Consider the following 24,609-nt stretch of genomic DNA (forward strand, 5'->3'; position numbering starts at 1 on the left):
CCCTCCGGAAGCGGGCGAAGTATTTCCTATGCCCCGCCGCCGCGCAAGTCCCCCGGGCTGCGACAAACAAATCGCAAGATATTTCGGCCGGGGGTGTCGGGATATGGCCCGCGCGAGCGTCCTAGGTTTAGCCGTCGCGAAACGGCGGACAGATCAACCGGAGAGGAGACGTAAAATGAATGAAGCTGCAATGAACACCAATCAAACCATGCCTGCCGCCAAGGGTGGGCTCGTGCCTTACATCGTTGTCGACACGCAAAAGGCAGGAGAGTTCTACCGCAAGGCTTTCGGCGCAGAGGAAGCCTTCTGTGTGCCGCGCGACGAGCAGGGCCGCACCATGCACCTGCATCTCTATATCAACGGTAGTTCGCTGATGCTGTGCGATGCCTACCCCGAACACGGCCATCCCATGGAAAACCCGCAGGGGTTCACCTTGCAACTGATCGTCGACGACATCGACTTCTGGTGGGAGCGGGCCGTCAAGGCCGGATGCGAAATCACGCTGCCGCTGCAGCTTATGTTCTGGGGCGACCGCTACGGCCAGCTCCGCGATCCTTTCGGCATCAGCTGGGCGATGAATGCACCGAACAAGGGTGCATGACACACGACCCGAAGAACCGCAGCGGGACGCTTTCCCGCTGCGGCATGCCTGCTTCTCAGCAGACGGTACGAAACCGCTCCAGACAGATGTCCAGCACTTCATTCGGATCGCGCTTCCACCAGTTTGCGGCCGAAAAAATCTCGACCTCGCAATAGCCGCGGTAGCCCGCAGCTTCTACGGCGGCGCGCAAGAACTTCAGGTCGGCGACGCCATCGCCCATCATGCCGCGATCGAGCAGCACATCATTGGTGTCGGCCAGCCAGTCGCAGAGATGGTAGCCGGCGATCCTGTCGCCACCAAGACGCCGCAGTTGTTCCGCAAGCCCGAGATCCCACCAGACATGATAAACATCGATGGCAACGGTGACGGCTTCATGCCCGATCGCCTCGACCACATCGACCGCATCGCGTGTCGTCACCAGGCAGGAGCGGTTGCCCCCATAGACGGGGTGTAGCGGTTCGAGTGCCAGCGTCAGGCCGCCGGCCTTGGCGCGCGGCGCGGCTTCCGCAACCATTTCCGCCACCATTTTCAGGCTGTCCCGCATCGAGTGGCTGCCTTCGACGACGCCGCCGACACAGATCGTCAGGCAGGCGGCCCCGAGTTCGGCGGCCATGTCGATGGAAGCAAGGAAATCGTCCATCGCAGCCGAACGCGGTTTCGGTGCCAACGGCCCGACGAGAAACGGAGCGCGGCAAAGGCCACAGACCTCTAGCCCCGCCGCCCGGGTCCGCTCGCCGAATTCACGGGCGCGGGTGCCGATCTCTCGCCGCCAGAACGCGATCGCGCCAAAGCCGCGCGCTGCACAGGCATCGATGACCTGCTCCGGCGACCAGCCGGCACCGTTCCCTTCGACATTGTGGCCGAGGGTTGCGGTGTTGAGCGCGAGTGGCGAGTGGTCGATGGAAAAGTCACGCAGCGCATCCATCTTAGACCCCGTAAAGCGCGAGCAGTTGCCGCATCCGGCGGATCGCGAGATCGCCATCACGCAGCAGGCCGCATTGGTCGGCGAGCCGGAACACTTCGGTAAAATAGGGAAGCGGCCGCATGGCCTGGGCGCCGTTGAGCATGATGAAATGGTTCTGGAAGCCATTGAGCCAGGCGAGGAAGACCACGCCCGTCTTGTAGTATTGCGTCGGGGCGCGAAAAATCAGCCGGGCCAGCGGCACCGTCGGATCGAGCGTCCGGCGAAAGCCGGCTTTATCACCTGCCGCAAGCTGCGCCATCGCATAGGCGGCCGCAGGCGCCAGCGGGTCGAAGATGCCGAGCAGGGCATGCGAATAGCCTTCGCTATCGCCCTCGATCAGTTCCGGATAATTGAAATCGTCGCCGGTATACATCTTGACGCCATCAGGCAGGCGGCGGCGCAGAAGGATTTCCTTGTCCTTGTCGAGCAGCGAGATCTTGATGCCATCGACCTTGGCGACATTGTCGCGGATGACGGAGAGGCAGGTTTCTAACTGCTCTTCGAAGCGGTCCGATCCCCAATAGCCTGCGAGTGCCGGATCGAACATGTCGCCCAGCCAGTGCAGCACCACGGGCTTGTCGCATTCAGCAAGCGCATCACGATAGACAGCCAGATAGTCCTCGGGTCCCTTGGCAACCCGCGCGAGCGCCCGGCTTGCCATCAGGATGATGCGCCCGCCGACGGCCTGTATGGCGCCGATCTGCTCGCCGTAAGCACACCTGACATCGTCGAGCGTCCGCGCGTCATTCGGGTTGAGATGATCTGTGCCGGCGCCATTGAACACCAGCGCATCGGGGACTTCTGCTTTCGTGCGGCGGATGAGTTCAAGCGCGCCTTTCCAGTCCAGCCCCATGCCGCGCTGGGCGGTGTCCATGGCTTCGGCAATACCCAGCCCCAAACCATGCAGGTGGCGGCGGAAGGCCATCGTCGTATCCCAGTCGATGGCGGCAGCGCCTGACGGATCGTTTGCGGTGAGCGGATCCGATGTCACATGGGCGGCGGAAAAGACGACGCGGTTGAAGCTGCGCGAGAAGCTGCGCGTTTCGATCGGGGTGCCGGAAAGGCTGTAGGCCTGAAGGCGGCCATCGGGACCAGGAAACTGGATGTCCATCAAATAATCCTCAGAAACGGGGAATGAGCATTCCGCCATCGGCGGAGATGACCTGGCCGGTCACGTAGGGCATGCCGCCGGTCGCTAGCGTGGCGACCATGCGGCCGATATCGCAGGGCTGGCCGAGGCGCGGCATGACCGTCAGCCCGTCCTCTTCGATCCGCTTGCGATAGATATCCTTGACGCCCCTGGTCATGTCGGTCTCGATCAGGCCCGGCTGAACGTCGAAGACAGCAATGTCTTCCGCGCCGAGCCGAACGGCGAAATTCCGGGAGATCATCGCAGCGGCCGCCTTCGAGGCGCAATATTCGGCGCGGGCGATGGAAATCGCCGTTGCATTCGAAGAGGTGACGTTGACGACACTGTAAGTGAGATCGGCTGAACGCTCGCGGGCCAAAAGCCGTCTCGCAAAAGCCTGCGTCAGGAAGAAATGCGCCTTGGCGTTGACCGCCATGCAGCGATCGTAACTCTCTTCGGTCACATCGAGGATATCGCCGCGCGACAGGACCGAGACGCCGGCATTGTTGACCAGCGTCGTCAATGGACCCGTGACGCTTTCGGCCCGGTCGAGCATCGCCTGATGCCCGCCAAGGTCGCTAACATCGGCAGCGATGCGGATGACCTCGACGCCGCGCGCGCGGACTGCATTTTCGGCCGCCTGCAGTTCCTCGCCATCCGAATGACCGTTGAGCGCAATGTTGAAACCACGATCGGCAAGCTGAAGCGCGATCGCCAGACCGATGCCCCGGCTGGAGCCGGTGACCAGTGCCGCCTGCCCGCTCATGCCCGTGCTCCGTGCTTGGCGAGTTCGCGGGCGATGATCATCCGCTGCACCTGATTGGTGCCCTCGTAGATCTGGGTGATCTTGGCGTCGCGATAAAGGCGCTCGACCTCGAAGCCCCTGATATAGCCGCTGCCGCCGAACACCTGCACGGCATCGGCGGTGCGCGCCACGGCCATGTCTCCAGCAAAACACTTGGCCATCGAGCAGGCCATGGTGGCGTTCTCACCCCGATCGATCTTGCCGGCAGCACTATGGACCAGCAGGCGTGCCGCCTCGACATCCTTGGCGATGTCGGCAAGCAGCCATTGCACGCCCTGGAAATCCGATATCTTCTGGCCGAACTGCTTGCGCTGCTGGGCATATTCGAGCGCTGCTTCCAGCCCCGCCTGGCCGATGCCGACCGCGAGCGAGGCGATGCCCACGCGCCCCTTGTCGAGTGCGCCCATCATCATGTGGAAGCCGCGCCCCTCCTCACCGAGCAGGGCTTCCGGACCCATGCGGACATTGTCGAAATGCAGCGCCCCCACCTGGCTGGCGCGCTGGCCCATCTTGTGTTCCTTCGGCCCCTTCTCGACGCCCTTGGCATTGAGATCGACGATGAAGATCGACATGCCGCGATGGCCGGCCTCGCGGTCGGTCTTGGCGAGCACGAAGCCGATATCGGCAACGGGCGCATTGTGAATCCAGATCTTCGAGCCGTTGAGGATCCAGCCATCGCCATCCTTTTCGGCAAAGGTGCGGATGCCGGAGACATCGCTGCCAGCTTCGGCCTCGGTCAAGCAATAGGCAACCTTGACCTTTGAGCTCATCGACGCCTTCAGCCATCGACCTTGCTGCTCACTTGAGCCATGCCGCACGAGCAATGTGGTGATCAGTTCGAGCAGCCCACATTGATCGGCCACCGAGGCATAACCGCGCGACAGCTCTTCCATGACCAGCGCATAGGCGAGCGTGTCAAAACCCGGCCCACCCAGCCTCTCCGGCACGCCAATGCCGAACAGGCCAAGTTCGCCCATCTGTGCGTAGATCTCCGAGGGGAAGCGTTCCTCCCGGTCCAGCGCCTCGGCGACCGGCCGCACGACATCCTCGGCGAATTGCCGCGCCATGTCGCGAACCTGCTGATGCTCCTCCGAAAGGTACATTTCCAACTCCCATTTTGTAACTATATGGTTACTTAATAGCAGCGTCGATTTTTGCGGTCAAGACTGGCTGGCGAACCAATTTTTCAAGCAGATCCTGACCATTGATTTTGAAGGATTATTCCTGCTTCAAGAACGAGCGGATGGAAGTAGCCGGCTGAAATCAGGCGCTTTTCTCTTGCCATCGGCTTTACGAGTGATAACATAAATAACTAACTGGTTACATTTTTCGGGAGGAATGTATGAGAGTATCCGACACACGGAAATTCGGACGGACGAATCTGCAAGTGACGACGTTCGCCTTTGGAACCGCCCCCATCGGCAATATCTTCAAACCAATCGACGAACCCACATCCGATGGCATGATCCAGTCGGCATGGGATGCCGGCGTGCGCTTCTACGACACGGCGCCGATGTATGGCCACGGCCTGGCCGAACTGCGCACCGGCCATTCGCTGCGCTGGAAGGACCGCGACGATTTCGTGCTGTCCTCCAAGGTTGGCCGCATCCTGAAACCCAAGCGCCGTGCCGATATCGATTTTGCGCCGTGGAACAATGCCGCACCCAACGAACTGATCTTCGACTACAGCTATGACGGCACGATGCGGGCCTTCGAGGATTCCCTGCAGCGGCTGGCGCTGGAGCGGATGGATATCTGCTTCATCCATGACATCGACGTGTTTACGCGTGGCGCGGACCAGCCTGAAGTATTCAAGACGGCGATGGACGGCTGCTGGAAGGCGCTGTCGAAGCTGCGCGACGAGGGCGTGGTCACGGCGATCGGCGTCGGCGTCAACGAATGGGAAGTCTGCCAGGCGGCGCTCGAGCAGCGCGATTTCGACTGCTTCCTGCTGGCCGGCCGCTATACGCTGCTGGAGCAGGATTCACTCGATACGTTCCTGCCGCTTTGCGAGAAACGCAACGCTGCCGTGGTGGTCGGCGGCGGCTTCAATTCTGGCATCCTGGCGACGGGCGCTGTGGAGGGCGCCAAGTACAATTATTCGCCCGCCCCCGCCGCAATCATGGACCGGGTCAGCAAGATTGAAACGGTCTGCCGCGAATTCAACGTACCGCTGCCAGCCGCCGCCATGCAGTTCGTCGTCGCCCACCCCGCCATCCCGTCCTTCATCGCCGGTACGCGCACGGTCGAGCAGTTGGAAAAGAACATGGAATGGTTCAACCATCCGATCCCGGTGGAATTCTGGGCCGAGCTGAAGAACAAGGGACTGCTGAGGGAGGATGCGCCGGTTCCACACTCCTGATGGCGAAGACAACGGCGTTTCGGAATAATCTGAACGCCGCTGTCGGAAAGGCGTCGCTTCGTTCGTCCTCAGGGTTCTCGAAACCAGGAGGAACCGAGATGCACAATGCGATGAAGGCAGAGCAAGCAATCACCGACATGCTGATGGCGCGCGCAAAGGCGTTCGAGGAGAAGGATGTCACCGCCGCGATTTCCCATATGGCGGAAGATGCTGTCACGTTCTCCCTTGCCCCGCCCCTTGCGACGCGCGGCAGGGATGCCAATGGTTTGCAAGCGTGGCTTGCGACGTGGCGCGGTCCGATTGGCGGTGATGTCCGTGACGTCAAGCTCAGAGTTGGCGAGGATGTCGCCTTCTGGACGGGTCTTGTTCACATCACCGGCACCAAGGCCGACGGCGATGTGGTCGACCTCTGGTTCCGGCAGACGCTCGGTCTGGTCAACACGGCAGCCGGATGGAAGGTGGCGCACGAACATGAGTCCGTGCCTTTTGCGATGGACGGCAGCGGCAGAGCGCTACTCGATCTCAAGCCATCCCCGGGCTGAGCCGGCAGACGTTCCACACCTACCGGATCAGGATCGCTCTGAAATCATTGACATTCGTGCCGGTTGGACCCGGCACGAAAAGATCGCCCAAGGCATGGAAGGCGCTCCAGGCATCGTTGTTGTTCAGCATCTCGCTGGGGTCGAGGCCAGCGGCGATCAGCCGTGCGACCGTGGATCCATCAGCAAACGCACCGGCATTGTCCTCGCTGCCATCGATACCGTCGGTATCAGCCGCCATTGCCTCGAGGCCGGCGGTGCCGCTGATGGCAAGCGCGAAGGCGAGCAGGAATTCGGTGTTGCGGCCACCCTTGCCCTTGCCGCGCAGAGTGACAGTGGTCTCGCCGCCCGAAAGAAGCAGAACCGGCTTTTTGAACGGCCGGTCGCGATTGCGGATTTCCCGCGCGATGGCTGCATGCATGCGACCCGCCTCGCGCGCCTCGCCTTCGATCGCATCCGAAAGAATGACCGCCGGAATGCCAGCCTTCTCCGAAGCAGCTGCCGCCGCTTCCAGCGAGACGGACGCCGAAGCGATGACATGATGGATGTTATTGGCGAAGGCGGGGTCGGAAGGATCAGGCGCATGCGCATTGCCCGAAGTGATGTGATCCAAGATGTTCTGCGGCAAGTCGATGCGGTAGCGCCTGATTTCTCCCAGCGCGTCCTCGGGCGTCGAAGGATCAGGCACGGTCGGGCCTGAGGCGACGTAGGCCGGATTGTCGCCCGGAATGTCGGATACGATGAGGCTGACGACGCGCGCCGGCCAGGCGGCCTTTGCCAACCGGCCGCCCTTGATACCGGAGACGTGCTTGCGGATGGTGTTCATCGCCGAGATCGGCGCGCCGGACGCAAGCAACGCCTTGTTGAGCGCGATCTCGTCAGCCAGCGTCAACCCTTCGGGCGGCGACGGCAGCAATGCCGAGCCACCGCCGGAAATCAGCGCGATCACCAGATCGTCCGCCGTCAATCCCCGCAGCGTTTCGAACAGTCGTCGAGCGCCGATCAGGCCGTTTTCATCGGGCACGGGATGGGCCGCTTCGAATACTTCGATATGCCTGGTCTTAGCGCCATAGCCATAGCGGGTGACGACCAGCCCTTCGAGCGGGTCACCCCAATGCTTTTCTAGGGCGGCAGCCAGCTGCGCCGACCCCTTGCCGGCGCCGATCACCACCGTGCGCCCGCGCGGCCTTTCCGGCAGGAACGGCAGGATGGCGCGCTCGGGATCGGCGGCTGCGACCGCGCAGTCGAAGAGCGATGTCAGGAACGGCCTGGCTTGCAGCATATACTCACACTTTCATGTCGACGACGATGACGCCATCGGCACCACCTACGGTCTGCGCGACGATCTTTGCGCCGACCGCCTGATGCGCGGCGTCGGCAAGATAGATGTCACGGACCGCTTCATCTGTAAAATCAAACCAGAAGGCGTCCTTGAAACCGCGGATCATATTCGTCTCGACCGAGACATTCGGGCCGGCATGGAAGGCTTCGATGCCGTTGATGTGGCCTTTCAGCGCATCGAGCTCGCGATAGAACGATGTCTTGGCCGCCTCGGACACATCGTCCCTGAAGCGCAGCAATACAAAATGACGAATCATGTTTTCCTCCCGAAATGATTTAGTTTAGCCGGATTCAGAGGCCCCGGAAATCGGCCTTGCGTTTTTCGCGATAGGCTGCGACTCCCTCCCTTAGATCATCAGTCGAGGCAGCTGCCATGCCCGCCATCGCCTCGATCGCCCGCTCCCGATCTTCGCCTTCCGCCGCATTGATCAGCATCTTGCAGAGCTCGGTGGCCACCGGCGCCCGATGCAGCACGCGCGCGGCCAGTTCCTTCGCCTTCTGCAGCCCCTCGCCTGATGGCGTCAGGTAATCCACTGCGCCCAACGCCAGCGCCGCCTCGGCATCCAGCATCTCGCCGAACAACACGATGCGCCGGACAATCTGGCCACCGAAACGGCGGGTGGCGCGCTGCGTGCCGGACCAGCCGGGGATGACGCCGAGGCCGGTTTCGGGCAGACCGATCTTGATGTGGGTTTCGGCGATGCGGATGTCGGCGCAGGCGGCAAGCTCCAGCCCCCCGCCCAGCGCATGGCCATTCAGCACCGCAATGACTGGCTGACGTAGCCGCGCCAAGGCATCGAAGACCTGATGGCCGTCGCGCAGCCAGCGGCGGCCGAAATCGACAGGGGAATGCGCGCTCCAATCGTTGATATCGCCGCCGGCGCAAAAGGCCTTGCTGCCGTCGCCCGTCACGATCACGACCCGCACCGACGCGTCGCGCTCTATCACGCGCAACGCGACCGCCAGTTCATCGATCAACGCCGTGTTGAGCGCATTGAGTTTCTCGGGGCGGCAAAGCGTCAGTATCGCGATACCGGCTTCGACTTCAATCTTGAGAGGAGTTTGCCCGGTTCCACTCATCGCATCACCCGATTGGCAGGCCGAACTTCTCCGGCCTGAAAAGAGGAGCATCCATCACGCGCATGTTTTCCGCGACCTTCAGCGGCGTGGCCGATTGCGCCAGAATATCGCGCTCCAGTTCGATGCCCGGAGCGATTTCAATCACTGTCAGGCCCTCTTGTGTCAGCTTCAGCACGCAGCGCTCGGTAATGTAGGTCACATCCTGACCCTGGGCGACGGCGCGCCGGCCGGAGAAGGAGACATGATCGACGGCATCGACGATCTTGGCGATCTTGCCTTCCTTCTCGATCCGCATCTTGCCGTTCTCGATCGAGAACTTCGCCCCGGCATTGAAATAGCCGCAGAACACGATGCGCTTCGCCCGCGTGGTGATATCCACGAAGCCGCCGGCGCCCGCCGTCACATGCGGGCGTACCGCGAGCTTGGAGACATTGACGGAACCATCCGCGCCGATCTGCAGGAAGGACAGCAGCGTGGCATCGAAGCCCGCCGCCTGGAAATAGGTGAACTGGTGCGGCGAGGCGACGAAGGCCTCGGCATTAGAGGAACAGCCGAACTTGAAATCCAGCAATGGAATGCCGCCGACGGCGCCCTGCTCGATCACCCAGGTGACGTCGCCATGCCTGCCTTCCTCGAGAAAGATGCGCGGCACATTGGCCGAGATACCGAAGCCGAGGTTGACGGCCCAACCGGGCTTCAGTTCCATCGCCGCGCGGCGCGCCATGACTTTCGCCGCATCGAAGGGCGGAATGCGGAATGTGTCGAGCGGCCGGAACAGTTCGCCCGAAATCGCCGGGTCGTAGACGGTCGCTGTCGTCTGCAACTGGTCGGGCGCTTCGACGATGTAGTCGACGAGAATACCCGGCACGCGCACATCGTGCGGCCTGAGCGAACCCGCCTGGGCGATACGCTTGACCTGGGCAATGACGATGCCGCCGCAATTGTGCGCGGCGAGCGCCACTTCCATGGCGCCCAGATAGGCACCCTCGTGCTCGAATGTCAGGTTGCCGCGTTCGTCGGCAGTGGAGGCCCTGATAATGCCGACCGTCGGCTTGATCGTCGGGAAATACAGATACTCGCCGCCATCGAATTCGATCTTGCGGACGACAGGCTTTTGGGCCGCCGCCTCGTTCATCGCGCAGCCTTCGTGGGACGGATCGGCAAACGTATCGAGACCCACCTTGGTCAGCACGCCGGGCCGGTGGGCCGCCGCTTCGCGCAACAGATCGAAGATGATGCCGCTGGGGATATTGTAGGCCGCGACCTCGTTTCGGCCGAGCATCTGCCAGATCAGTGGCGGCTCTGCAGAAGATGGGCCGGAGGGATAGGACCCGCCAATGATGGTGGACAGCAGCCCCGGCTGCGCCAGGTGGTCGATGCCCTTGGTGCCGAACATGTCGCCGGCGGCGATGGGATGAATGGTGGTCAGCCGGCGCGGCGCCCCCTCCTCGCGGAAGCGCTCGCCGATGGCGGCGAGCACCGCATCAGGGCAGCAGAGGCCACTGGAGGAATTGACCGCGACGATGGCGTCGTCGGCAATGGCGGCCGCGGCCTGGGCGGCGGTTCGGATCTTGGACATCTCTCTCCCCAAAAGCACGAATTCAGCTTGATATTAAGTAACTAGTTGGTTATTACATAAGCGAGAAGCAATTGCAGATCAAGCGTAAACTGCCGATCATTTTAAGCTGAAGAATACCGATCCGGCTTCGCACACGATTGACGAAGTCCGTTGCCTGCTGTTTCATATTCCCTGGGGAGGACGACCTTGAGCATCTATTTCGAGAAAACCTATCAACGCAGCTTCGGCACGTTTCCGCTGCATGGCGAGGTCCTGCACAAGGCGATGCTGGACGCCGCCGCCGTTGGCTATCGCGCCTTCGACACCGCGCAGATGTATGAGAACGAGGCCGAGGTCGGTGTAGGGCTGGCTGCGACGGGGCTCAAGCGCGACGAGATGCTTGTCACGACCAAGGTGCATCCCGATAATTTTACCGAAGCCCTTTTCCTTCCGTCGGTCGAAAAGAGTCTCAGGGACCTTCGTCTCGACGTCGCCGATGTGCTTTTGCTGCACTGGCCGCCAATCGGCGAGGATATAGCGCCATCGCTGAAGCTACTGGCGCAAGCGAAGAAGCGCGGCCTTGCCCGCCATATCGGCGTCTCGAACTATACGGTGAAGATGATGCGGGAGGCCGCCTCGATTATCGACGAGCCGCTGGTGACCAACCAGGTCGAGTTTCACCCGCTGCTTGACCAGACCGTGCTGCTCGAGGCGGCCGCCGAGACAGGCATTCCCATTTCGTCCTATTGCTCGGTGGCACGCGGCGAGGTGTTCAAATATCCGCTCTTCGAGGAAATCGGCAAGGCGTATGGCAAGTCGGCCGGACAGGTGGTGCTGCGCTGGATCCTGCAGAAGGGTGTTTCGATCAACACCATGTCGACCAAACCGGGCAATATCAGCGACAATTTCGATGTCATGGATTTCACCCTGTCGAGCATCGACATGGTCAGGATAGACGCACTGATGAAGACTGGTTACCGGATTGTGACCCGCGAACTGGTGCCATGGGCGCCGAAATGGGACTGATGGCCTCCCGTCAAGAGGGGGTTAGTTTGTTGACAAACCCTGCAACACATCCTGCAACACATTCGGCGTCATCCTCGGCCTTGAGCCGAGGATCCATAATTTCAATGGGTTATGGATGGTCGGGTCAAGCCCGACCATGCCCCAAGATTAGTTTCCCCCTTGGTCAGCAGTCTGGAGGGGTTTAAACCCGTTCAATATCGAGTATTCACCACAAACAGACTACAAGCCCACTGGCCAGCCGTTCGTTAATCCCGGTTAAGCCTATGATGTGGCTGCTGAGCATGGAAGACATGATCAAATTGTAGTATCACGCAGAAGTTGGCCAAATGCGCGGTTGCGCTGTCATTGGCGGATGGAGTGAGAATATGCGTTCAACGATCATAGCTTGCGGAAGGTCCCTTCTTCAATTCTCCCTGCTCTTGGCGGCTTTCGTCGGATTTTCGTGGCAAGATGCGCTGGCCTCGGATGATTGCCGGGCGTCGCCAACGCCGGGCATCGACTGGCAAAACTGCGACAGGTCGATGCTGCTTCTGGACGGCAGCGATCTCAGTGGCGCAAACCTGTCCGGCGCGAATTTCACCTCCACCGACCTCAAGAACAGCAATCTGCCTGCGGCAAATCTGGAAAAAGCGATACTTGTCCGCGCCAGCCTCGCTGGCTCCGCGGCCAAAGGCGCGCGCTTTGCGAAGATCGAGGCATACCGAACGAATTTCAGCGGAATGGACGCACAAGGCGCCACCTTCGAAGGCGCCGAACTGCAGCGTTCCAACTTCCAGCAGGCCAAGCTTACCGGTGCGGATTTTACCAAAGCCGATCTGGGTCGCTCGCAATTCGATGGGGCGAAAGTCGGCGGAAACAGCTTCTCCCTGGCCAATCTTGCCCGCGCCGATTTCCGTGGAGCAACATTTGACGGTCCTGTTGATTTCGACCGTGCGTTCTTTTTCCTCACCCGTATCGAAGGCCTCAACCTTGCCAAGGCGACAGGCTTGATCCAGTGGCAGGTGGATATGGCTTGCGGCGACGACAGGACCGTGCTGCCGTCAGGCCTGACGAAGCCGAACAAGTGGCCCTGCGATTTCCAGCAGGAATAGGACTGCCCACACGGTGGGGCAGAGTACTGGCCTTCCCGGTTCTGTTCGCGCCTCCGCCCTCATTTGGCGCGGAAAGCGTTTAGTGATTTCCGCGGATCATGTCGCTGGCCTTTTCGGCGATCATGATCGTGGCCGCATTGGTGTTGGAACCGATCAGGCTCGGCATAACTGATGAATCGCAGATGCGGATGCCGTCGAGCCCTATGACCCGCAGTTGCGGATCGACCACGGCCATGGCATCGGTGCCCATCTTGCAGGTGCCGACAGGGTGATAGGACGTGCGGCCGAACTGGCGGGCGTAGTCTTCGAAGTCGGCCTGCGTCCTGACCTCCTTGCCGGGGAAATGCTCGCTCCTGATATATTTCTGCATCGACGGCTGGTTGAGGATTTCCCGGCTGAGCTTGATGCCTTCGACCGAAATCCGGAGATCGTCGGGTTCGGCGATGAAGTTCGGATCGACGACCGGGCGGTCCTCCGGCTTCGAACTCCTCAGCATCACCGAGCCACGGCTTTTCGGTCGCACGGTGTAGGAGTTCAGCGTGCAGCCCGAGCCCGACGGGATCGCCGGTACGCCCGCCTCGACACCGGCAGCGGCCAGAAAATGAAACTGCAGGTCCGGCTCGCTATGCGATCTGTCGCCGTACCAGAAGGCCCCGCCTTCTACCACGTTGGAGGTGACCGGCCCGGTGCCGAACAGCATGTATTGCAGGCCGGCCCATGCCATCCAGTGCGGCTTGTTGTACTTGTTCAGGCTGGTATTGGCCTTCAGCTCATAGACGATGTCGATGCCGAAATGGTCCGACAGGTTCTGGCCAACGCCCGCCATGTCCTGCACCACGGGAATGCCCATCGCCTTGAGGTGTTCGGCCGGGCCGATGCCGGATAGCATCATCAGCTTCGGCGAGCCGATCGCCCCCGAAGTGACGATCACTTCGCGCTCGGCATTGGCGCTGTGGAACTGGCTGTTGCTGACATAGTCCACCCCGGTCGCGCGGTTGCCCGCAAAACGGATCTTGCTGGTCTGGCACCCCGTCTTAACAGTCAGATTCTTGCGCTTCATGACAGGCCTGAGATAAGCGACTGCCGCAGAACATCGCCTGGCATTGCGGATCGTCGTCTGGTAGGCGCTCGTGCCCTCCTGAACCGGGCCGTTGAAATCCGGATTGTAGGGCATGCCGACTTCCTGACAGGATCGCACGAACGCCTGCGTCAGCGGTTGCGGCACGAGGCTGGTGACGCCGAGGGGCCCGTCGGTACCATGATAGGGGCCGGAAAGCGTCTCGTTGCCTTCGGAGCGCAGGAAATATGGCTGGATGTCCTTGAACGACCAGCCGTCGCAGCCTTCATCGTTTGCCCAGCGGTCGTAGTCCGATGGCGTGCCACGGGTAAAGACTTCGGCATTGATAGAGCTGCCGCCACCGATCACACGCGCCTGCGCATAGGGGATTTCGCGATTGTTGGCGTGCTTCTGGGGTGCCGTCACCAGCCCCCAGGTCAGCGGTCCCGTCGTCATCTTGGCAAAGCCGACCGGCATGTGGATGAACGGATTGCTGTCCTTGCCGCCGGCTTCGAGCAGCAGAACCTTGATATCCGGGTTCTCGCTTAGCCGGCTTGCCAGCACGCAACCGGCGCTACCGCCGCCGACAATCACATAATCATAGGATCTTGCGGCCATCATCACACCCAGAGATCGCGCTTGCCGAGTGCGATGTGCACCGTCTTCACCTCGGTATATTCCTCGACGCCGTAAATGCCGGTCTCGCGGCCATGGCCGGATTGCTTGAAGCCGCCGATCGGCGTTTCCGGGCCGCCCGCAATCGTGGTGTTGACCCAGACGCGACCCGCCTGCACACGGCGGAAAGCGCTGGTCGCCTTGTCGAGATTTTTGGTCCAGATGCTGGCGGCGAGCCCATAGACAGTATCGTTGGCAAGCTCGATCGCTTCCTCGAAAGTCTCGAAGGTGGAGATGGTCAGCACCGGTCCGAAGATTTCCTCGCGGGCAACGGCCATGTCCATTCTCACATCGGCAAACACGGTCGGGCGAATGAACTGGCCTTTCTCGGTTTCCAATGCGCCGCCGCCGCAGACGAGCCGGGCGCCTTCCGCCATGCCCCTGCCGATGTAGGAAAGGATCGTATCGTTCTGTTGGCTGGTGACGATCGCGCCGACCTGGGTGTTCGGATCGAGCGGGTCGCCTACGCGAACGCGGGCGATCTTGTCGGCCAGCAGCTTTTCGAATTCCACCGCCACCGACTTTTCGACGATCAACCGGCTGCCGCTGACGCAGCATTGGCCGGCATTGAAGCAGATGCCGAAGACGACGCCATCGGCCGCTTCGTTGAGATCGGCGTCGGCAAAGACGATTTGCGGGTTCTTGCCGCCAAGCTCCAGTCCAAGCTTCTTGAAATTGCCGGCCGACGCCAGCAGCGCCCGGCGGCCGACGGCAGTCGAACCGGTGAACGACAGCATATCGATGTCGTCATGCTCGGTCATAGCCTGGCCGATCTCTGAACCAGCGCCGGTGACGACATTGAACACCCCGGCTGGCAGGCCGGCCTCAGCCAGGATTTCCGCCATGACCAGCGTGGTCGCCGAGGTGACTTCCGACGGCTTGGCGACGACGGTGCAGCCGGACGCAAGGATGAACGGCACGCGCTCGGAAAGAATGAAGAACGGAAAGTTCCACGGCGTGATCAGCCCGACGACGCCGATCGGCTCGCGGATGACGAGGCCGATAAGATTGTCGCCGAGATTGTTGAATGTCTCGCCGTGCAGCGCACGCGCCGCACCCGCTGCATATTCGTAAATGCTGGCGGCACCCAGCACCTCGCCACGCGACTGGCTGATGCCCTTGCCGCTTTCCAGCGTTTCGAGCAGCGCCAGTTCTTCCGCACGCGCGCGGATGCCCTCCGCCGCCCTGAGCAGCACCGTTGCACGATCTGCACCGGAAAGGCCGGACCAACGACGGTCATTAAAGGCGTCCCGCGCAACCCGGACCGCTTGGTTGAGATCATCGACCGTGCAGCGGGTAATCCGGGTGACGGGAACGTCATGTGCAGGGCTGTTGCGCTCGATCACCCTGCGATTGCCAGCCGCGATCCACTTTCCATCGACGAAGAAGCCGAACTCGCGCACGGTTTCGGGAAGCGCCAGCTTGCCAGCGTTCATCTCCATGTCCTCACCCTTTCCTCCGGGCCGATGCACGGTGGCAGCGGCTCCTGCTTAAGTAACCATTCAGTTCTATTCCCGACGAAGTCAACCGTCCGGCAATCGGTTTTGCTCAGCTGATTTCGATCTGGATTTTCAAGGCATCCGTTCGTTTCGGCAGGTCCTCGAAGGCCTGCTGGATGTCATCCAGCCGGTAGCTTGCGCCCCGAAACGCATCGAGTTTGAAGCGGCCATGCGTCAGCAATGTCAGCGCATCGTGCATGTCCTCGCCCATGCCGGCGACGGAGCCTTTCAACGAATATTCCCGCAGCACCGTATCCAGCAACGGCAGGGGCAGCGTCTCCTCGTCTCCAGTGATACCGAAGGCTGCGAGATGTCCGCCGGGCCGCAACAGCCCAAGTGCCTGCCGGTAGAGCTTCGGCAGGCCGACGCTCTCGATGACGACGTCGGCGCCGCGGCCATCCGTCATCGCCAGCACGGTTTGTCTCGCATTCTCCGGATCGGTGATCACCACATCGGCACCGGCCTGGCGTGCCAGCTGTGCGCGATGCTCCGAGGGTTCGACGACGATGATCGGCGCAGCACCCGCCACCCGCATCATCTGCACATGCAGATTGCCGATGGGGCCGGCGCCCAGGATTACCACCGACTGGCCGAACCGGACATTTGCCTTGCGGGCGGCGCGCACGACACAGGCCACCGGCTCAACCAGCGCCAGCAGGTCGAACTCAGCCTCCGCGGCCGCCGGAATGACCAGCCGCGCCGACACCGACACATATTCGGCAAAGCCGCCGTCGCGCGAAATGCCGATCTGCCGGACTTCGGCGCAATTGAGGATTTCGTTGCGGCGGCAGTAGAAACAAGTGCCGCAGCCGACATTGATATCGGCGACCACGCGCATCCCGACATTCAGGCGCGTGACGTCTGCTCCCAGCCGCGCAATCGTCCCGGAGAATTCGTGCCCAGGAATGATCGGCAGTTGATCGGCCGCATAGTGGCCATTGAACATGTGCATGTCGGTGCCGCAAATGCCGGTTCGCGCGACCTTGATCAGCACGTCAGCGGGGCCGACGGCCGGCACCGGCATTTCGCGGATCTCAAACCTGTGGGGGGCAACGAGAACGGCGGCCTTCATGGTTTCCATATCAGGCATCCCTCATTTCACCGTCAAAACTTTGCTGCGGTCGAGCGTCAGGGCAATCGCCACGATCAGCACCAGGCCGAAAAAGATCTGCTGGCCATCGGCCGGGATTTCCAGATAGACCATCGAGGTGCGGATGACAGCGACGATCAGCGCGCCGATCATCGTGTTGAGTACGCCGCCGACGCCGCCGGTCAACGGCGTGCCGCCAACAAGCACCGCCACGATGGCCGGCAGCAGAAACTGATTAGCCGCAAGCGAGGAGCCGCCGGACAAACGCGCCGACATCATCAGGCCGGAGAACGCCGCCAGTAGGCCGCAGATCGCGAAGGCGGCGATCTTGTAGCGTTCGACCCGCACGCCCGAAGCGATGGCCGCATGTTCGGCCGCGCCGATGGCCTTCAGCACCCGGCCGAACACCGTGCGCCGCTCGACGAAGAGTGCGACCAGCAACAAGACGCCGGCGCAGATGACCTCGTTGGGGATCGGACCGGAGTAACCGAACAGCCAGCCGAGATAGGCGGAACGTTCGGTCTCGATCATCGACAGCGCCTTCTCGCCGGAGACATAGCGGGCCACGGAATAGGCGATTCCGCCGATTGCCAGCGTGGCGATGAAGGACGGGATCTTGGTGCGGATCGATACGACGCCCGAGAGCACGCCGAAGCCCGCGCCGACCGCAAGCGCAATGGGCACGGCCCAGAAGCCCAGACCCGACAACATTGCCGTGACCAGCACCGTCGTCATCGATGCGACGGACTGGGTCGAAAGGTCGATACCGCCGATATAGATTACCAAAGTCAGGCCGAGCGCCATAACGAACAGCGCCGAAACGTCGGCGGCGACGATCAGCAGATTCGCCGGCTTGAGGAAGGTCGAGTCCATCATGCCAATCAGCGCGACAAGTATGATCAGCGTCAGCACTGGAAGGTATGGCTTGAGTTTCTGTGCGTTCATATCCCTGCTCCTCAAACCATGTGGTGGACGAGATCGAAAAGGGTGGGCTTGGCGCCCGGCTTGCCATCAAAGCGTTCCTGGATCTCGCCATCCTTGATGACGAGAATGGTGTGCGAAAGCCCTATGGCTTCCTCCAGCGTGTCGGCAGCGAGGATAACGGCACAGCCATCGGCGCACATGTCGCGCACCATCTCGTAGACGTCCTCCTTAGCGCCGATATCCAGCCCGCGCGTCGGATGATCGAGGATGACGATCTTCGAGCCGGCGCTGCGCCACTTGGCCAGCACAACCTTCTGCTGATTACCGCCGGAAAGTCGGCCGCAATCGGCCTCCTCGGACGAAGCCTTGATCGAAAGCTTCTTGATCCATTCCTTCGCGAGGGTGCGCTCCCGGTCCTGATTTATCAGGCCGAAGCGGGAGTATTTCGACAATTGCGGCAAGGTCATGTTTTCGAAGACATTCATACCGGCGGCAATGCCCTCGACCTTTCGCTCGCGCGGAATGTAGGCGATGCCATGCTCGACAGCGTCAGCCGGAGAATAGCGACTGACCACCTCTCCGTTCACGCGGATTTCACCGGCATCGGGGCGAACCATGCCGAAGATCGAGCGCATGATCTCTTCCGTGCCCGAGCCTTCGGTGCCGACCAGCGCCAGCACTTCGCCCGGATGGAGGTCAAAGGCGATGTCCTTATAGACTGGTGCGTGAGATATTTTCTTGACCTGCAACAGCGGCTTTTCCGTACAATAGGGAAGCTGGCGGGCCTCGCGATAGTATTCCGCATCGACATCTCGGCCGACCATCTTGCGCTGGATATCTTCGACCACTGCCTCATTGGCATTGACGACGCTGACCACCTCGCCATCCTTCATCACATAGATGCGGTCGGAGAGTTCGATGATCTCGTCCATGCGGTGAGAGACGAAAATGAAGGCGGCTCGTGAACGCAGATCCCGCACCAACTGGAAAAGCATCTGCACTTCTTCGGGCGACAGAACCGAGGTCGGCTCGTCAAGCAGAATCACCAGATCGCCATGAACCCGTTCCTCGACCGACAGTACCTTGGCAAGCTCGACAAGCTGGCGCTGGGCAAAAGACAGTTCAGAGGTGATGGTAGCCGGATCGATGTCGAGCCTGACTTTCTCAAGCTGCTTTCGCGCCGCTGTCGCCATCTTCTTCCAGTTGACCAGGCCCATGCGAACAAAGGGCTTTTCAAAGCCGAGGAAGATGTTTTCCATCACCGTCAGGTTGGAGATCAGCGACTGTTCCTGGAACACCATGCCGACGCCCTTTTCCTGGGCATCGCGCGGATTGGCGAAGCGCACCGGCTTGCCATCGAGCGATATTTCGCCGGATTCAGGCACATAGGCACCGTACATCACCTTCATGAGGGTAGACTTGCCGGCGCCATTCTCGCCCACCAGGCCGACGATCTCGCCCTTGCGGATCTCGAAATCCACATTCTTGAGGGCATGCACGCCGGGAAAGGACTTTTCAATTTTGGATAGCTTGAACATCGTGCCCGCCTATTTCACCAGGGATATGGTTTTGCGGTTGATCGACAGCGCGACCGCCACGATGACCATGGCACCGAGCACACCGCTCTGGACGTAGCTCGGCAGCCCGACGACGACCATGCCATTCATGATCGCCGAGACGATCAGCACGCCGACAAGCGTATTGAGCACCCCGCCCGTGCCGCCCATCAGCGACGTACCGCCGACGACGACTGCGGTAATCGAGGTGAACATCAGATTGGAGCCCGACTGGCCATCAGCGATGCCGACGCGCGCCACGGCCAGCAGCGAACCCAGCGCATAAAAGAGACCGGCGAGGGCAAAGCCGATGATGCGCACACGCTCGGTATTCAGGCCGGAGGCCTTGGCGAGATCCTCGCCGCCGCCCACGGCATAGATGTTGCGGCCGATCACGGTGTGCTTCTGGATGAACCAGGCAACCGCGGTCATGACGATGGCGAAATGCACCATCAGCGGCATGCCGATAAAGCGCGTGGTGAGCAGCGAGCGGAAAACAGGATCGTCGATGGTGATACGGTAACCGCCGGACAAGATCACCACGGCGCCTGCACCGACGAAACCCATCGACAGGCTGGCCATGAAGGAGGGGATGCGCAACTTCACATGCGCGATGCCGGTGATCAGTCCTGCCAGAACGCCGACTGCGAGCGCGGCCAGAATGCCGAGCCATCCCTCGAACATCGTTCCGCCGAGCGCCCGGAAGATGGTTGCGAAGATCACCGCACAGAATGTCACGACGCCTTCCATAGACAGGTCGATGGAACCCATAATGATGATGAAGGTCACGCCGATCGCCACCAGCAGCGCAGGCGCCGCAAGCACACCGATGCGGGCGAAGTTGCGAATTGACAGGAAGTTCGGATTGATCAGACCGAAGCCGACACAGACCGCGATCAGCACCAGCAAGGGCGCCCATTTGCGGATATTGGCTTCATTCAAGGCAACGACGCTCGACACCTTCGCGCACTCCTCCAGAGACTGGGCACAGAACCTCGCGACCACCCGATGGGGCGGCGGCGAAATCCTCATTGCGGCAAGGCGGAATGCGGCAGCATCCCGCCCTTGCCATCATGGGCAGGGATCAGTAACGGTTGTACTCGATCTGGCCGTTGGTCGGGCCGAAGTAGTCGTTCCAGTCGTAGTCGGGATGCGACTTGTGATGCTTGGCCAGGAAGGCCTCTGCATCCTTCTTGGTGACGAGCAGCGTCGGGCCGTAGAATTCGCGATGCTCCTTCGGCTCGGCACTCGGCTTGTACTTGCCGGTCGCTGCGGCATGCGCCAGCGACAGGGCGATGCCGCCGCCCCAATAGGGGTCGGTGTAGCAGGTGACGAGAAGCTCATCCTTGAGAATGTATTCGATAGCCTGCTCGCCGCCGTCATAGGCGCAGACCGGAATCTTGCCTGCGAGGCCTTCGGCGCGCAAAGCCTCGATGGCGCCATAGGCCATCGTGTCGTTGGCGCAGAACACGCCCTTGATCTCGTCGCCGTACGTCGTGAGGTAAGAGGCCATGATCTCGTTGGCCTTGGTCGTGTCCCAATCGGCAGCCTGGTAGTCGAGGATCTTGATGTCGGGGAACTTCTTGGCCGCTTCCATCATGCCCTGCTTGCGCTCAACGGCCGGAATGTTGGCGGCGATGCCGCCGAGGCCGACCACGCCGCCCTTGCCGCCCATGGCTTCGAACAGCATCGTCGCGGTTTGCGTCGAGGGCTCGAGATCCGACCAGCTCATATGGCCGACCCAGTTGTCGCCGAAATCCCAGGGATGCAGGTCGTCGGTCTTATTCCAGATGGTGAAGACGTAGCCGTTGGCAGCCTTGACCGACTCGACCGTCGGGCGGCAATTGGGACTGTCGTTGGGATCGCAGGCGATGGCGGCATTGCCATTGGTCTTGGACAGCAGCGCCTTGATGTCGGCGACGCATTTTTCGTTCGAGCCATCATGGATCAGATGGATGAGATCCGACTTCGGCTTACCGATGCTCTCGACGAAGGCCTCGGCGCCCGAGACGATCGAGTTCCAGTAGGGATTGGTGCGGTCTCGATAGCTCCACGCCATGGCGGGGTTTTCGGCGGCCGTGAGCCGCGTCGTGCCGAGCGCGGCTGCAGCGGCAAAGCCACCAAGACCCAGCGCGCTGCTGATCAGGAATTCGCGACGACGGATTTTTTCTTTCTCGATGAAATCTTTGACGTAGGACATTGCTCTCTCCCTCTTGAAACCGTTCTTTCCGAGGCAGTCCAGCCTTCGGAGAAGCGCCTCCTCGACCATGCCACTGCACAATCAACGCACTAACTAGTTACTTTATATAAACTGCACTGTCAACAAACGCCCGGCAAGATTCATTTGCCTTCCAGCCAGCGTGAAACTAATGTTATTCCCTATCTGGTTAGCGCATATCGCGACGGCGACCGGTCGTCAGGTTTGTCGCCGGCGGTTGTTGAACGAGAGAATTTCGATTAACCCGCGCATGGGGTAGTATCTGCCGCAGCACGCGATTCCGCACCGGCGGGGCATAGAGGGAACAATGGAAGACACCAAGACCAGTCCAAAGCCACGGGTGCGCGACGCCGAAGCCACGCAAAAGCGGATCATGGCGGCCGCCAAGAAGGAATTTGCACGAAACGGGCTTGGCGGCGCGCGCGTCGACGTCATTGCCGAGCAGGCGAAGGCCAACAAGCGCATGATCTACCACTATTTCGAAAGCAAGGAGACGCTGTTCCAGCGCGTGCTCGAGGAAGCCTACTCCGACATCCGCTCGGCCGAACAGAAGCTGCAGCTCGATCACCTCGATGCCAGGAGCGCGCTGGAAAAGCTCGTCCGCTTCACCTGGAAATACTATCTCGACAATCCGGAGTTCATCACGCTGGTCAACAGCGAGAACCTACACAAGGCCAAGCACCTGAAGAAGTCCGAACTTATCCATACGATGAGCCGCCGGTTCGTCAGCATGGTCGGCGAGCTACTCGAACGCGGCGTCAAGGAAGGCGTCTTCCGCGATGGTATCGACCCGGTTCAACTCAACATCACGATCGCCGCGATCAACTACTACTACCTCACAAACCGCTTTACCGGCTCAATCGTCTTCGAACGCAATCTGATGGCGCCAGAAGCGCTGGAGGAACGGCTCACCTTCAACATCGAGACGATCATGCGGCTGGTGTGCAAGGACTGACTACGGCTGGCGCAATGCCAAGAAAACCCGACGATCCAGCCCCCTGATTTCCGCGGCGTATTTTCCCGGGAACCTTTTCGGGCAACGCGCATCCAATCGACACGCTGCGACATTGGCAGCGTAGCCGGGCGCAGACTGTGCGCTCCACCGATTGGAGGTCACCATGCTTAACAGATTGCTTGCCGCCACCGTGTTCGTCGTTTCAGGCGCCGCACTTGCCTCTGCCCACGACGCCAAACTGTCCGATCCGCAAATAGCCCATATCGCCTACTCGGCGGGCCAGATCGATGTGACGGCGGCCGAGCAGGCATTGAAGAAATCCAAGAACCCCGATGTCATTGCCTTTGCCAAGACCATGGAGCGCGACCACAAGGCCGTCAACGAGCAGGCACTTGCGCTCGTCAAGAAGCTGAACGTCACGCCCGAAGACAATCCGGTCAGCCAGTCGCTTTCGACCCAGGCAAGCAAGGAGCTGACAACGCTCGGGGCACTCGATGGGGCAGCCTTCGACAAGGCCTATGTCGAAAACGAAGTCGCGTATCACAAGGCGGTCAACGGGGCTCTGAAAGACACCCTGATCCCTTCTGCTCACAACGCCGAACTGAAATCGCTGCTCGAAACTGGCCTGACCCTGTTCCAGGAGCATCAGATGCATGCCGAGCATCTCGCCAGCCAGGTCAAATAGCCATGAAACTCCGCAAGTCAAAGAAAGCGATAAGCTTCGTGCCGGTGTTTCTGCTTCTCGCTGCCGGTCACTGGCCGGCAGCGAGGGCGGCCGAGTATGAAATAGCCATCACAAAAATGAAGTTCGCCGCTGTACCCGATGTCCTGCATGTCGGAGATGTGATCAACTGGCGCAACGATGATATGTTCCGCCATACGGCGACGGCGCGCGACGGCGGATTCGATGTCGATCTGCCGCCGCATTCCAGGCAGAGCATGAAAGTCGATAAAGCCGGATCTTTCGCGTTCTATTGCCGCTTCCATCCTGCGATGAAAGGCACATTGTCCGTGCAGCCCTAAAAGTCGAAATTTGTCGTCATGATACCGTATCGAGGATCAGATGAACGCATTGCCAAAGACAAAAACAAGCCCGCTGGTGTCTTCGGATCTATCCGAAACGGAGCTCGTCGACCTTGCCAGACAAGGTGATGAAACCGCCATCCGCGCCATTGTCCAACGTTACAACCGCCGCCTGTTCCGGCTCGCGCGGTCCGTTGTCAGAAATGACGGCGAAGCGGAAGATATCGTCCAGGCAGCCTATGTCCGGGCTTTTACCAGCATGGACACTTTCCGCCAGGAGGCGCAGTTCTCCACCTGGCTGACAAGAATTGCGATGAACGAGGCACTCGGGCGCTTGCGTCGCCGCCGTAAAACCACTGCGCTGGAGGAAATCGATATGCAGGCTGCGTCCGGTGGAGGCCATGTGCTGCACTTTCCGTCATCACTCGCCGGGCCAAATCCCGAGTCCGAACTGTCGCGCACACAGGCGCGGCATCTTCTGGAAATGGCGGTCGACGAACTTCCTGACGGCTTCCGCATGGTGTTCGTAATGCGCGACGTGGAAGGCATGAGCGCGCAAGAGGTCGCCAGCCAACTCGATATCAAGGTCGAAACGGTCAAGACCCGGCTGCATCGGGCGCGCAAACTGATGCGCGCCTCCATCGAACGGCAGCTGGAAGGCGCCTTCAGCGCGCTCTTCCCCTTCGACGGGGCCCGGTGCGTTTCCATGGCCGACCGGGTTGTCGAAAGCCTGAAGCAGAAGCAAATGCGCTAGGCCGGATTGGGCCGGCGGGTTCATCGTCTGACGCCCCCGCCGGCAGAACAAATCCATTCAGACCAGGCTATCCTTGGCCAGGTAGTAGAAGTATTTGGCGCCGCGTTCGAGAATCGCGTCGTTGAAGTCATAGGTCGTGGTATGCAGGCCGCTGCTATCGCCGTTGCCGATCAGCACATAGGCGCCCGGCACCTTCTCCAGCAGGAAGGAGAAATCCTCGCTGCCCATCAGCGGCGTGGCGAGTTCGATCATCTGATCCTCGCCGAAATGCGTAGAAACCGTCGCGCGTGCGACATCAACCGCAGCGGCATCGTTGATGGTCGCGGGATAGCCGGTCTGCCAGTCGAACGACACTTCGGCGC

The 24,609-nt window shown here is 60.9% G+C and carries 25 protein-coding genes; 9 read left to right on the plus strand and 16 right to left on the minus strand.

Annotated features, from left to right (window positions below; genetic code table 11):
* Positions 1-175 precede the first annotated feature (175 nt).
* Complete coding sequence (locus JJB09_RS24415; RefSeq protein WP_201663710.1) at positions 176-601, plus strand: VOC family protein; 426 nt, start codon at positions 176-178, stop codon at positions 599-601.
* Between the two features lie 55 nt (positions 602-656).
* Here JJB09_RS24415 and JJB09_RS24420 read toward each other — a convergent pair whose 3' ends face one another.
* The 4 genes from JJB09_RS24420 to JJB09_RS24435 are packed head-to-tail and all read right to left on the minus strand — an operon-like array spanning position 657 to position 4,602.
* A complete protein-coding gene (locus tag JJB09_RS24420; protein ID WP_201663737.1) occupies positions 657-1,517 on the minus strand; it encodes a sugar phosphate isomerase/epimerase family protein in 861 nt (286 codons plus the stop codon).
* A gap of 10 nt (positions 1,518-1,527) precedes the next feature.
* A complete protein-coding gene (locus JJB09_RS24425) occupies positions 1,528-2,676 on the minus strand; it encodes a dihydrodipicolinate synthase family protein (RefSeq protein WP_201663711.1) in 1,149 nt (382 codons plus the stop codon).
* Between the two features lie 10 nt (positions 2,677-2,686).
* The gene (locus tag JJB09_RS24430; protein WP_201663712.1) at positions 2,687-3,460 is read right to left on the minus strand and encodes a 3-ketoacyl-ACP reductase; all 774 of its coding nucleotides are present in this window, start codon (positions 3,458-3,460) and stop codon (positions 2,687-2,689) included.
* Positions 3,457-4,602 (minus strand): acyl-CoA dehydrogenase family protein, encoded by a 1,146-nt coding sequence (locus tag JJB09_RS24435; protein WP_201663713.1) that lies wholly within the window; start codon positions 4,600-4,602, stop codon positions 3,457-3,459. Before JJB09_RS24435 ends, JJB09_RS24430 begins: the two co-directional genes overlap by 4 nt.
* 239 nt (positions 4,603-4,841) lie before the next feature.
* Here JJB09_RS24435 and JJB09_RS24440 point away from each other — a divergent pair, with 239 nt between their 5' ends.
* Positions 4,842-5,861 carry an aldo/keto reductase gene (locus tag JJB09_RS24440; RefSeq protein WP_201663714.1) on the plus strand — a complete coding sequence of 340 codons (1,020 nt, stop codon included), beginning with the start codon at positions 4,842-4,844 and terminating at the stop codon, positions 5,859-5,861.
* Positions 5,862-5,959: 98 nt separating this feature from the next.
* The gene (locus JJB09_RS24445) at positions 5,960-6,403 is read left to right on the plus strand and encodes a YybH family protein (RefSeq protein ID WP_201663715.1); all 444 of its coding nucleotides are present in this window, start codon (positions 5,960-5,962) and stop codon (positions 6,401-6,403) included.
* A 19-nt stretch (positions 6,404-6,422) separates the two neighbouring features.
* On the opposite strand, the gene JJB09_RS24450 is transcribed toward JJB09_RS24445, so the two are convergent.
* From JJB09_RS24450 to JJB09_RS24465, 4 genes are read right to left on the minus strand one after another with little or no spacing between them, the layout of a single operon-like run.
* Entirely contained in the window at positions 6,423-7,682 is a 1,260-nt protein-coding gene (locus JJB09_RS24450; RefSeq protein ID WP_201663716.1) for a glycerate kinase type-2 family protein, read from the minus strand.
* Positions 7,683-7,686: 4 nt separating this feature from the next.
* Positions 7,687-7,998: a Dabb family protein gene (locus JJB09_RS24455; protein ID WP_201663717.1), complete on the minus strand. Its 312-nt coding sequence runs from the start codon at positions 7,996-7,998 to the stop codon at positions 7,687-7,689.
* A 34-nt stretch (positions 7,999-8,032) separates the two neighbouring features.
* Positions 8,033-8,821: an enoyl-CoA hydratase/isomerase family protein gene (locus tag JJB09_RS24460; protein ID WP_201663718.1), complete on the minus strand. Its 789-nt coding sequence runs from the start codon at positions 8,819-8,821 to the stop codon at positions 8,033-8,035.
* 4 nt (positions 8,822-8,825) lie between these two features.
* Complete coding sequence (locus JJB09_RS24465; RefSeq protein ID WP_201663719.1) at positions 8,826-10,400, minus strand: acyl CoA:acetate/3-ketoacid CoA transferase; 1,575 nt, start codon at positions 10,398-10,400, stop codon at positions 8,826-8,828.
* A gap of 186 nt (positions 10,401-10,586) precedes the next feature.
* On the opposite strand from JJB09_RS24465, the gene JJB09_RS24470 reads away from it, so the two are divergent.
* Positions 10,587-11,405 carry an aldo/keto reductase gene (locus JJB09_RS24470; RefSeq protein ID WP_201663720.1) on the plus strand — a complete coding sequence of 273 codons (819 nt, stop codon included), beginning with the start codon at positions 10,587-10,589 and terminating at the stop codon, positions 11,403-11,405.
* A gap of 365 nt (positions 11,406-11,770) precedes the next feature.
* The gene (locus JJB09_RS24475) at positions 11,771-12,496 is read left to right on the plus strand and encodes a pentapeptide repeat-containing protein (RefSeq protein ID WP_201663721.1); all 726 of its coding nucleotides are present in this window, start codon (positions 11,771-11,773) and stop codon (positions 12,494-12,496) included.
* A gap of 79 nt (positions 12,497-12,575) precedes the next feature.
* Here the strand turns inward: JJB09_RS24475 and JJB09_RS24480 are convergent, their stop codons facing one another.
* The 7 genes from JJB09_RS24480 to JJB09_RS24510 all read right to left on the minus strand — a co-directional run bounded on the left by JJB09_RS24480 (position 12,576) and on the right by JJB09_RS24510 (position 21,497).
* Complete coding sequence (locus tag JJB09_RS24480; RefSeq protein ID WP_201663722.1) at positions 12,576-14,171, minus strand: GMC family oxidoreductase; 1,596 nt, start codon at positions 14,169-14,171, stop codon at positions 12,576-12,578.
* Between the two features lie 2 nt (positions 14,172-14,173).
* The gene (locus JJB09_RS24485) at positions 14,174-15,670 is read right to left on the minus strand and encodes an aldehyde dehydrogenase family protein (protein WP_201663723.1); all 1,497 of its coding nucleotides are present in this window, start codon (positions 15,668-15,670) and stop codon (positions 14,174-14,176) included.
* A 106-nt stretch (positions 15,671-15,776) separates the two neighbouring features.
* Positions 15,777-16,808 (minus strand): zinc-dependent alcohol dehydrogenase, encoded by a 1,032-nt coding sequence (locus tag JJB09_RS24490; RefSeq protein WP_201663724.1) that lies wholly within the window; start codon positions 16,806-16,808, stop codon positions 15,777-15,779.
* Between the two features lie 12 nt (positions 16,809-16,820).
* Positions 16,821-17,762 carry an ABC transporter permease gene (locus JJB09_RS24495; RefSeq protein WP_201663725.1) on the minus strand — a complete coding sequence of 314 codons (942 nt, stop codon included), beginning with the start codon at positions 17,760-17,762 and terminating at the stop codon, positions 16,821-16,823.
* Positions 17,763-17,773: 11 nt separating this feature from the next.
* Positions 17,774-19,279 carry a sugar ABC transporter ATP-binding protein gene (locus tag JJB09_RS24500; RefSeq protein WP_201663726.1) on the minus strand — a complete coding sequence of 502 codons (1,506 nt, stop codon included), beginning with the start codon at positions 19,277-19,279 and terminating at the stop codon, positions 17,774-17,776.
* Positions 19,280-19,288: 9 nt separating this feature from the next.
* A complete protein-coding gene (locus JJB09_RS24505; protein ID WP_343229081.1) occupies positions 19,289-20,257 on the minus strand; it encodes an ABC transporter permease in 969 nt (322 codons plus the stop codon).
* A 124-nt stretch (positions 20,258-20,381) separates the two neighbouring features.
* Positions 20,382-21,497, minus strand: a complete 1,116-nt coding sequence (locus JJB09_RS24510) for a sugar ABC transporter substrate-binding protein (protein ID WP_201663728.1) — start codon at positions 21,495-21,497, stop codon at positions 20,382-20,384.
* Between the two features lie 325 nt (positions 21,498-21,822).
* Between JJB09_RS24510 and JJB09_RS24515 the strand changes: the two genes are divergently transcribed.
* From JJB09_RS24515 to JJB09_RS24530, 4 genes are all read left to right on the plus strand, one after another.
* Positions 21,823-22,470, plus strand: a complete 648-nt coding sequence (locus JJB09_RS24515; RefSeq protein ID WP_201663729.1) for a TetR/AcrR family transcriptional regulator — start codon at positions 21,823-21,825, stop codon at positions 22,468-22,470.
* A 163-nt stretch (positions 22,471-22,633) separates the two neighbouring features.
* Complete coding sequence (locus JJB09_RS24520) at positions 22,634-23,155, plus strand: DUF4142 domain-containing protein (RefSeq protein WP_201663730.1); 522 nt, start codon at positions 22,634-22,636, stop codon at positions 23,153-23,155.
* 2 nt (positions 23,156-23,157) lie between these two features.
* Entirely contained in the window at positions 23,158-23,493 is a 336-nt protein-coding gene (locus JJB09_RS24525) for a cupredoxin domain-containing protein (protein WP_201663731.1), read from the plus strand.
* Positions 23,494-23,533: 40 nt separating this feature from the next.
* Positions 23,534-24,247, plus strand: coding sequence for an RNA polymerase sigma factor (locus tag JJB09_RS24530; RefSeq protein WP_201663732.1), 714 nt, complete (start codon positions 23,534-23,536; stop codon positions 24,245-24,247).
* A gap of 57 nt (positions 24,248-24,304) precedes the next feature.
* Here the strand turns inward: JJB09_RS24530 and JJB09_RS24535 are convergent.
* A partial coding sequence (locus tag JJB09_RS24535; RefSeq protein ID WP_201663733.1) for a M20/M25/M40 family metallo-hydrolase occupies positions 24,305-24,609 on the minus strand: 305 nt, incomplete at its 5' end.

The sequence above is a fragment of the Phytoamicus setariae genome, from assembly GCF_016722925.1.
GTDB classification, from domain to species: domain Bacteria; phylum Pseudomonadota; class Alphaproteobacteria; order Rhizobiales; family Rhizobiaceae; genus Rhizobium_E; species Rhizobium_E setariae.

Excerpts from the sequence above, each read along its gene's own strand:
- JJB09_RS24415 (WP_201663710.1), top strand. The coding sequence starts at position 176 with ATGAATGAAGCTGCAATGAACACCAATCAAACCATGCCTGCCGCCAAG.
- JJB09_RS24425 (WP_201663711.1), bottom strand. The coding sequence starts at position 2,676 with ATGGACATCCAGTTTCCTGGTCCCGATGGCCGCCTTCAGGCCTACAGC.
- JJB09_RS24430 (WP_201663712.1), bottom strand. The coding sequence starts at position 3,460 with ATGAGCGGGCAGGCGGCACTGGTCACCGGCTCCAGCCGGGGCATCGGT.
- JJB09_RS24435 (WP_201663713.1), bottom strand. The coding sequence starts at position 4,602 with ATGTACCTTTCGGAGGAGCATCAGCAGGTTCGCGACATGGCGCGGCAA.
- JJB09_RS24440 (WP_201663714.1), top strand. The coding sequence starts at position 4,842 with ATGAGAGTATCCGACACACGGAAATTCGGACGGACGAATCTGCAAGTG.
- JJB09_RS24445 (WP_201663715.1), top strand. The coding sequence starts at position 5,960 with ATGCACAATGCGATGAAGGCAGAGCAAGCAATCACCGACATGCTGATG.
- JJB09_RS24450 (WP_201663716.1), bottom strand. The coding sequence starts at position 7,682 with ATGCTGCAAGCCAGGCCGTTCCTGACATCGCTCTTCGACTGCGCGGTC.
- JJB09_RS24455 (WP_201663717.1), bottom strand. The coding sequence starts at position 7,998 with ATGATTCGTCATTTTGTATTGCTGCGCTTCAGGGACGATGTGTCCGAG.
- JJB09_RS24460 (WP_201663718.1), bottom strand. The coding sequence starts at position 8,821 with ATGAGTGGAACCGGGCAAACTCCTCTCAAGATTGAAGTCGAAGCCGGT.
- JJB09_RS24465 (WP_201663719.1), bottom strand. The coding sequence starts at position 10,400 with ATGTCCAAGATCCGAACCGCCGCCCAGGCCGCGGCCGCCATTGCCGAC.
- JJB09_RS24475 (WP_201663721.1), top strand. The coding sequence starts at position 11,771 with ATGCGTTCAACGATCATAGCTTGCGGAAGGTCCCTTCTTCAATTCTCC.
- JJB09_RS24480 (WP_201663722.1), bottom strand. The coding sequence starts at position 14,171 with ATGGCCGCAAGATCCTATGATTATGTGATTGTCGGCGGCGGTAGCGCC.
- JJB09_RS24485 (WP_201663723.1), bottom strand. The coding sequence starts at position 15,670 with ATGGAGATGAACGCTGGCAAGCTGGCGCTTCCCGAAACCGTGCGCGAG.
- JJB09_RS24490 (WP_201663724.1), bottom strand. The coding sequence starts at position 16,808 with ATGGAAACCATGAAGGCCGCCGTTCTCGTTGCCCCCCACAGGTTTGAG.
- JJB09_RS24495 (WP_201663725.1), bottom strand. The coding sequence starts at position 17,762 with ATGAACGCACAGAAACTCAAGCCATACCTTCCAGTGCTGACGCTGATC.
- JJB09_RS24500 (WP_201663726.1), bottom strand. The coding sequence starts at position 19,279 with ATGTTCAAGCTATCCAAAATTGAAAAGTCCTTTCCCGGCGTGCATGCC.
- JJB09_RS24510 (WP_201663728.1), bottom strand. The coding sequence starts at position 21,497 with ATGTCCTACGTCAAAGATTTCATCGAGAAAGAAAAAATCCGTCGTCGC.
- JJB09_RS24515 (WP_201663729.1), top strand. The coding sequence starts at position 21,823 with ATGGAAGACACCAAGACCAGTCCAAAGCCACGGGTGCGCGACGCCGAA.
- JJB09_RS24520 (WP_201663730.1), top strand. The coding sequence starts at position 22,634 with ATGCTTAACAGATTGCTTGCCGCCACCGTGTTCGTCGTTTCAGGCGCC.
- JJB09_RS24525 (WP_201663731.1), top strand. The coding sequence starts at position 23,158 with ATGAAACTCCGCAAGTCAAAGAAAGCGATAAGCTTCGTGCCGGTGTTT.
- JJB09_RS24530 (WP_201663732.1), top strand. The coding sequence starts at position 23,534 with ATGAACGCATTGCCAAAGACAAAAACAAGCCCGCTGGTGTCTTCGGAT.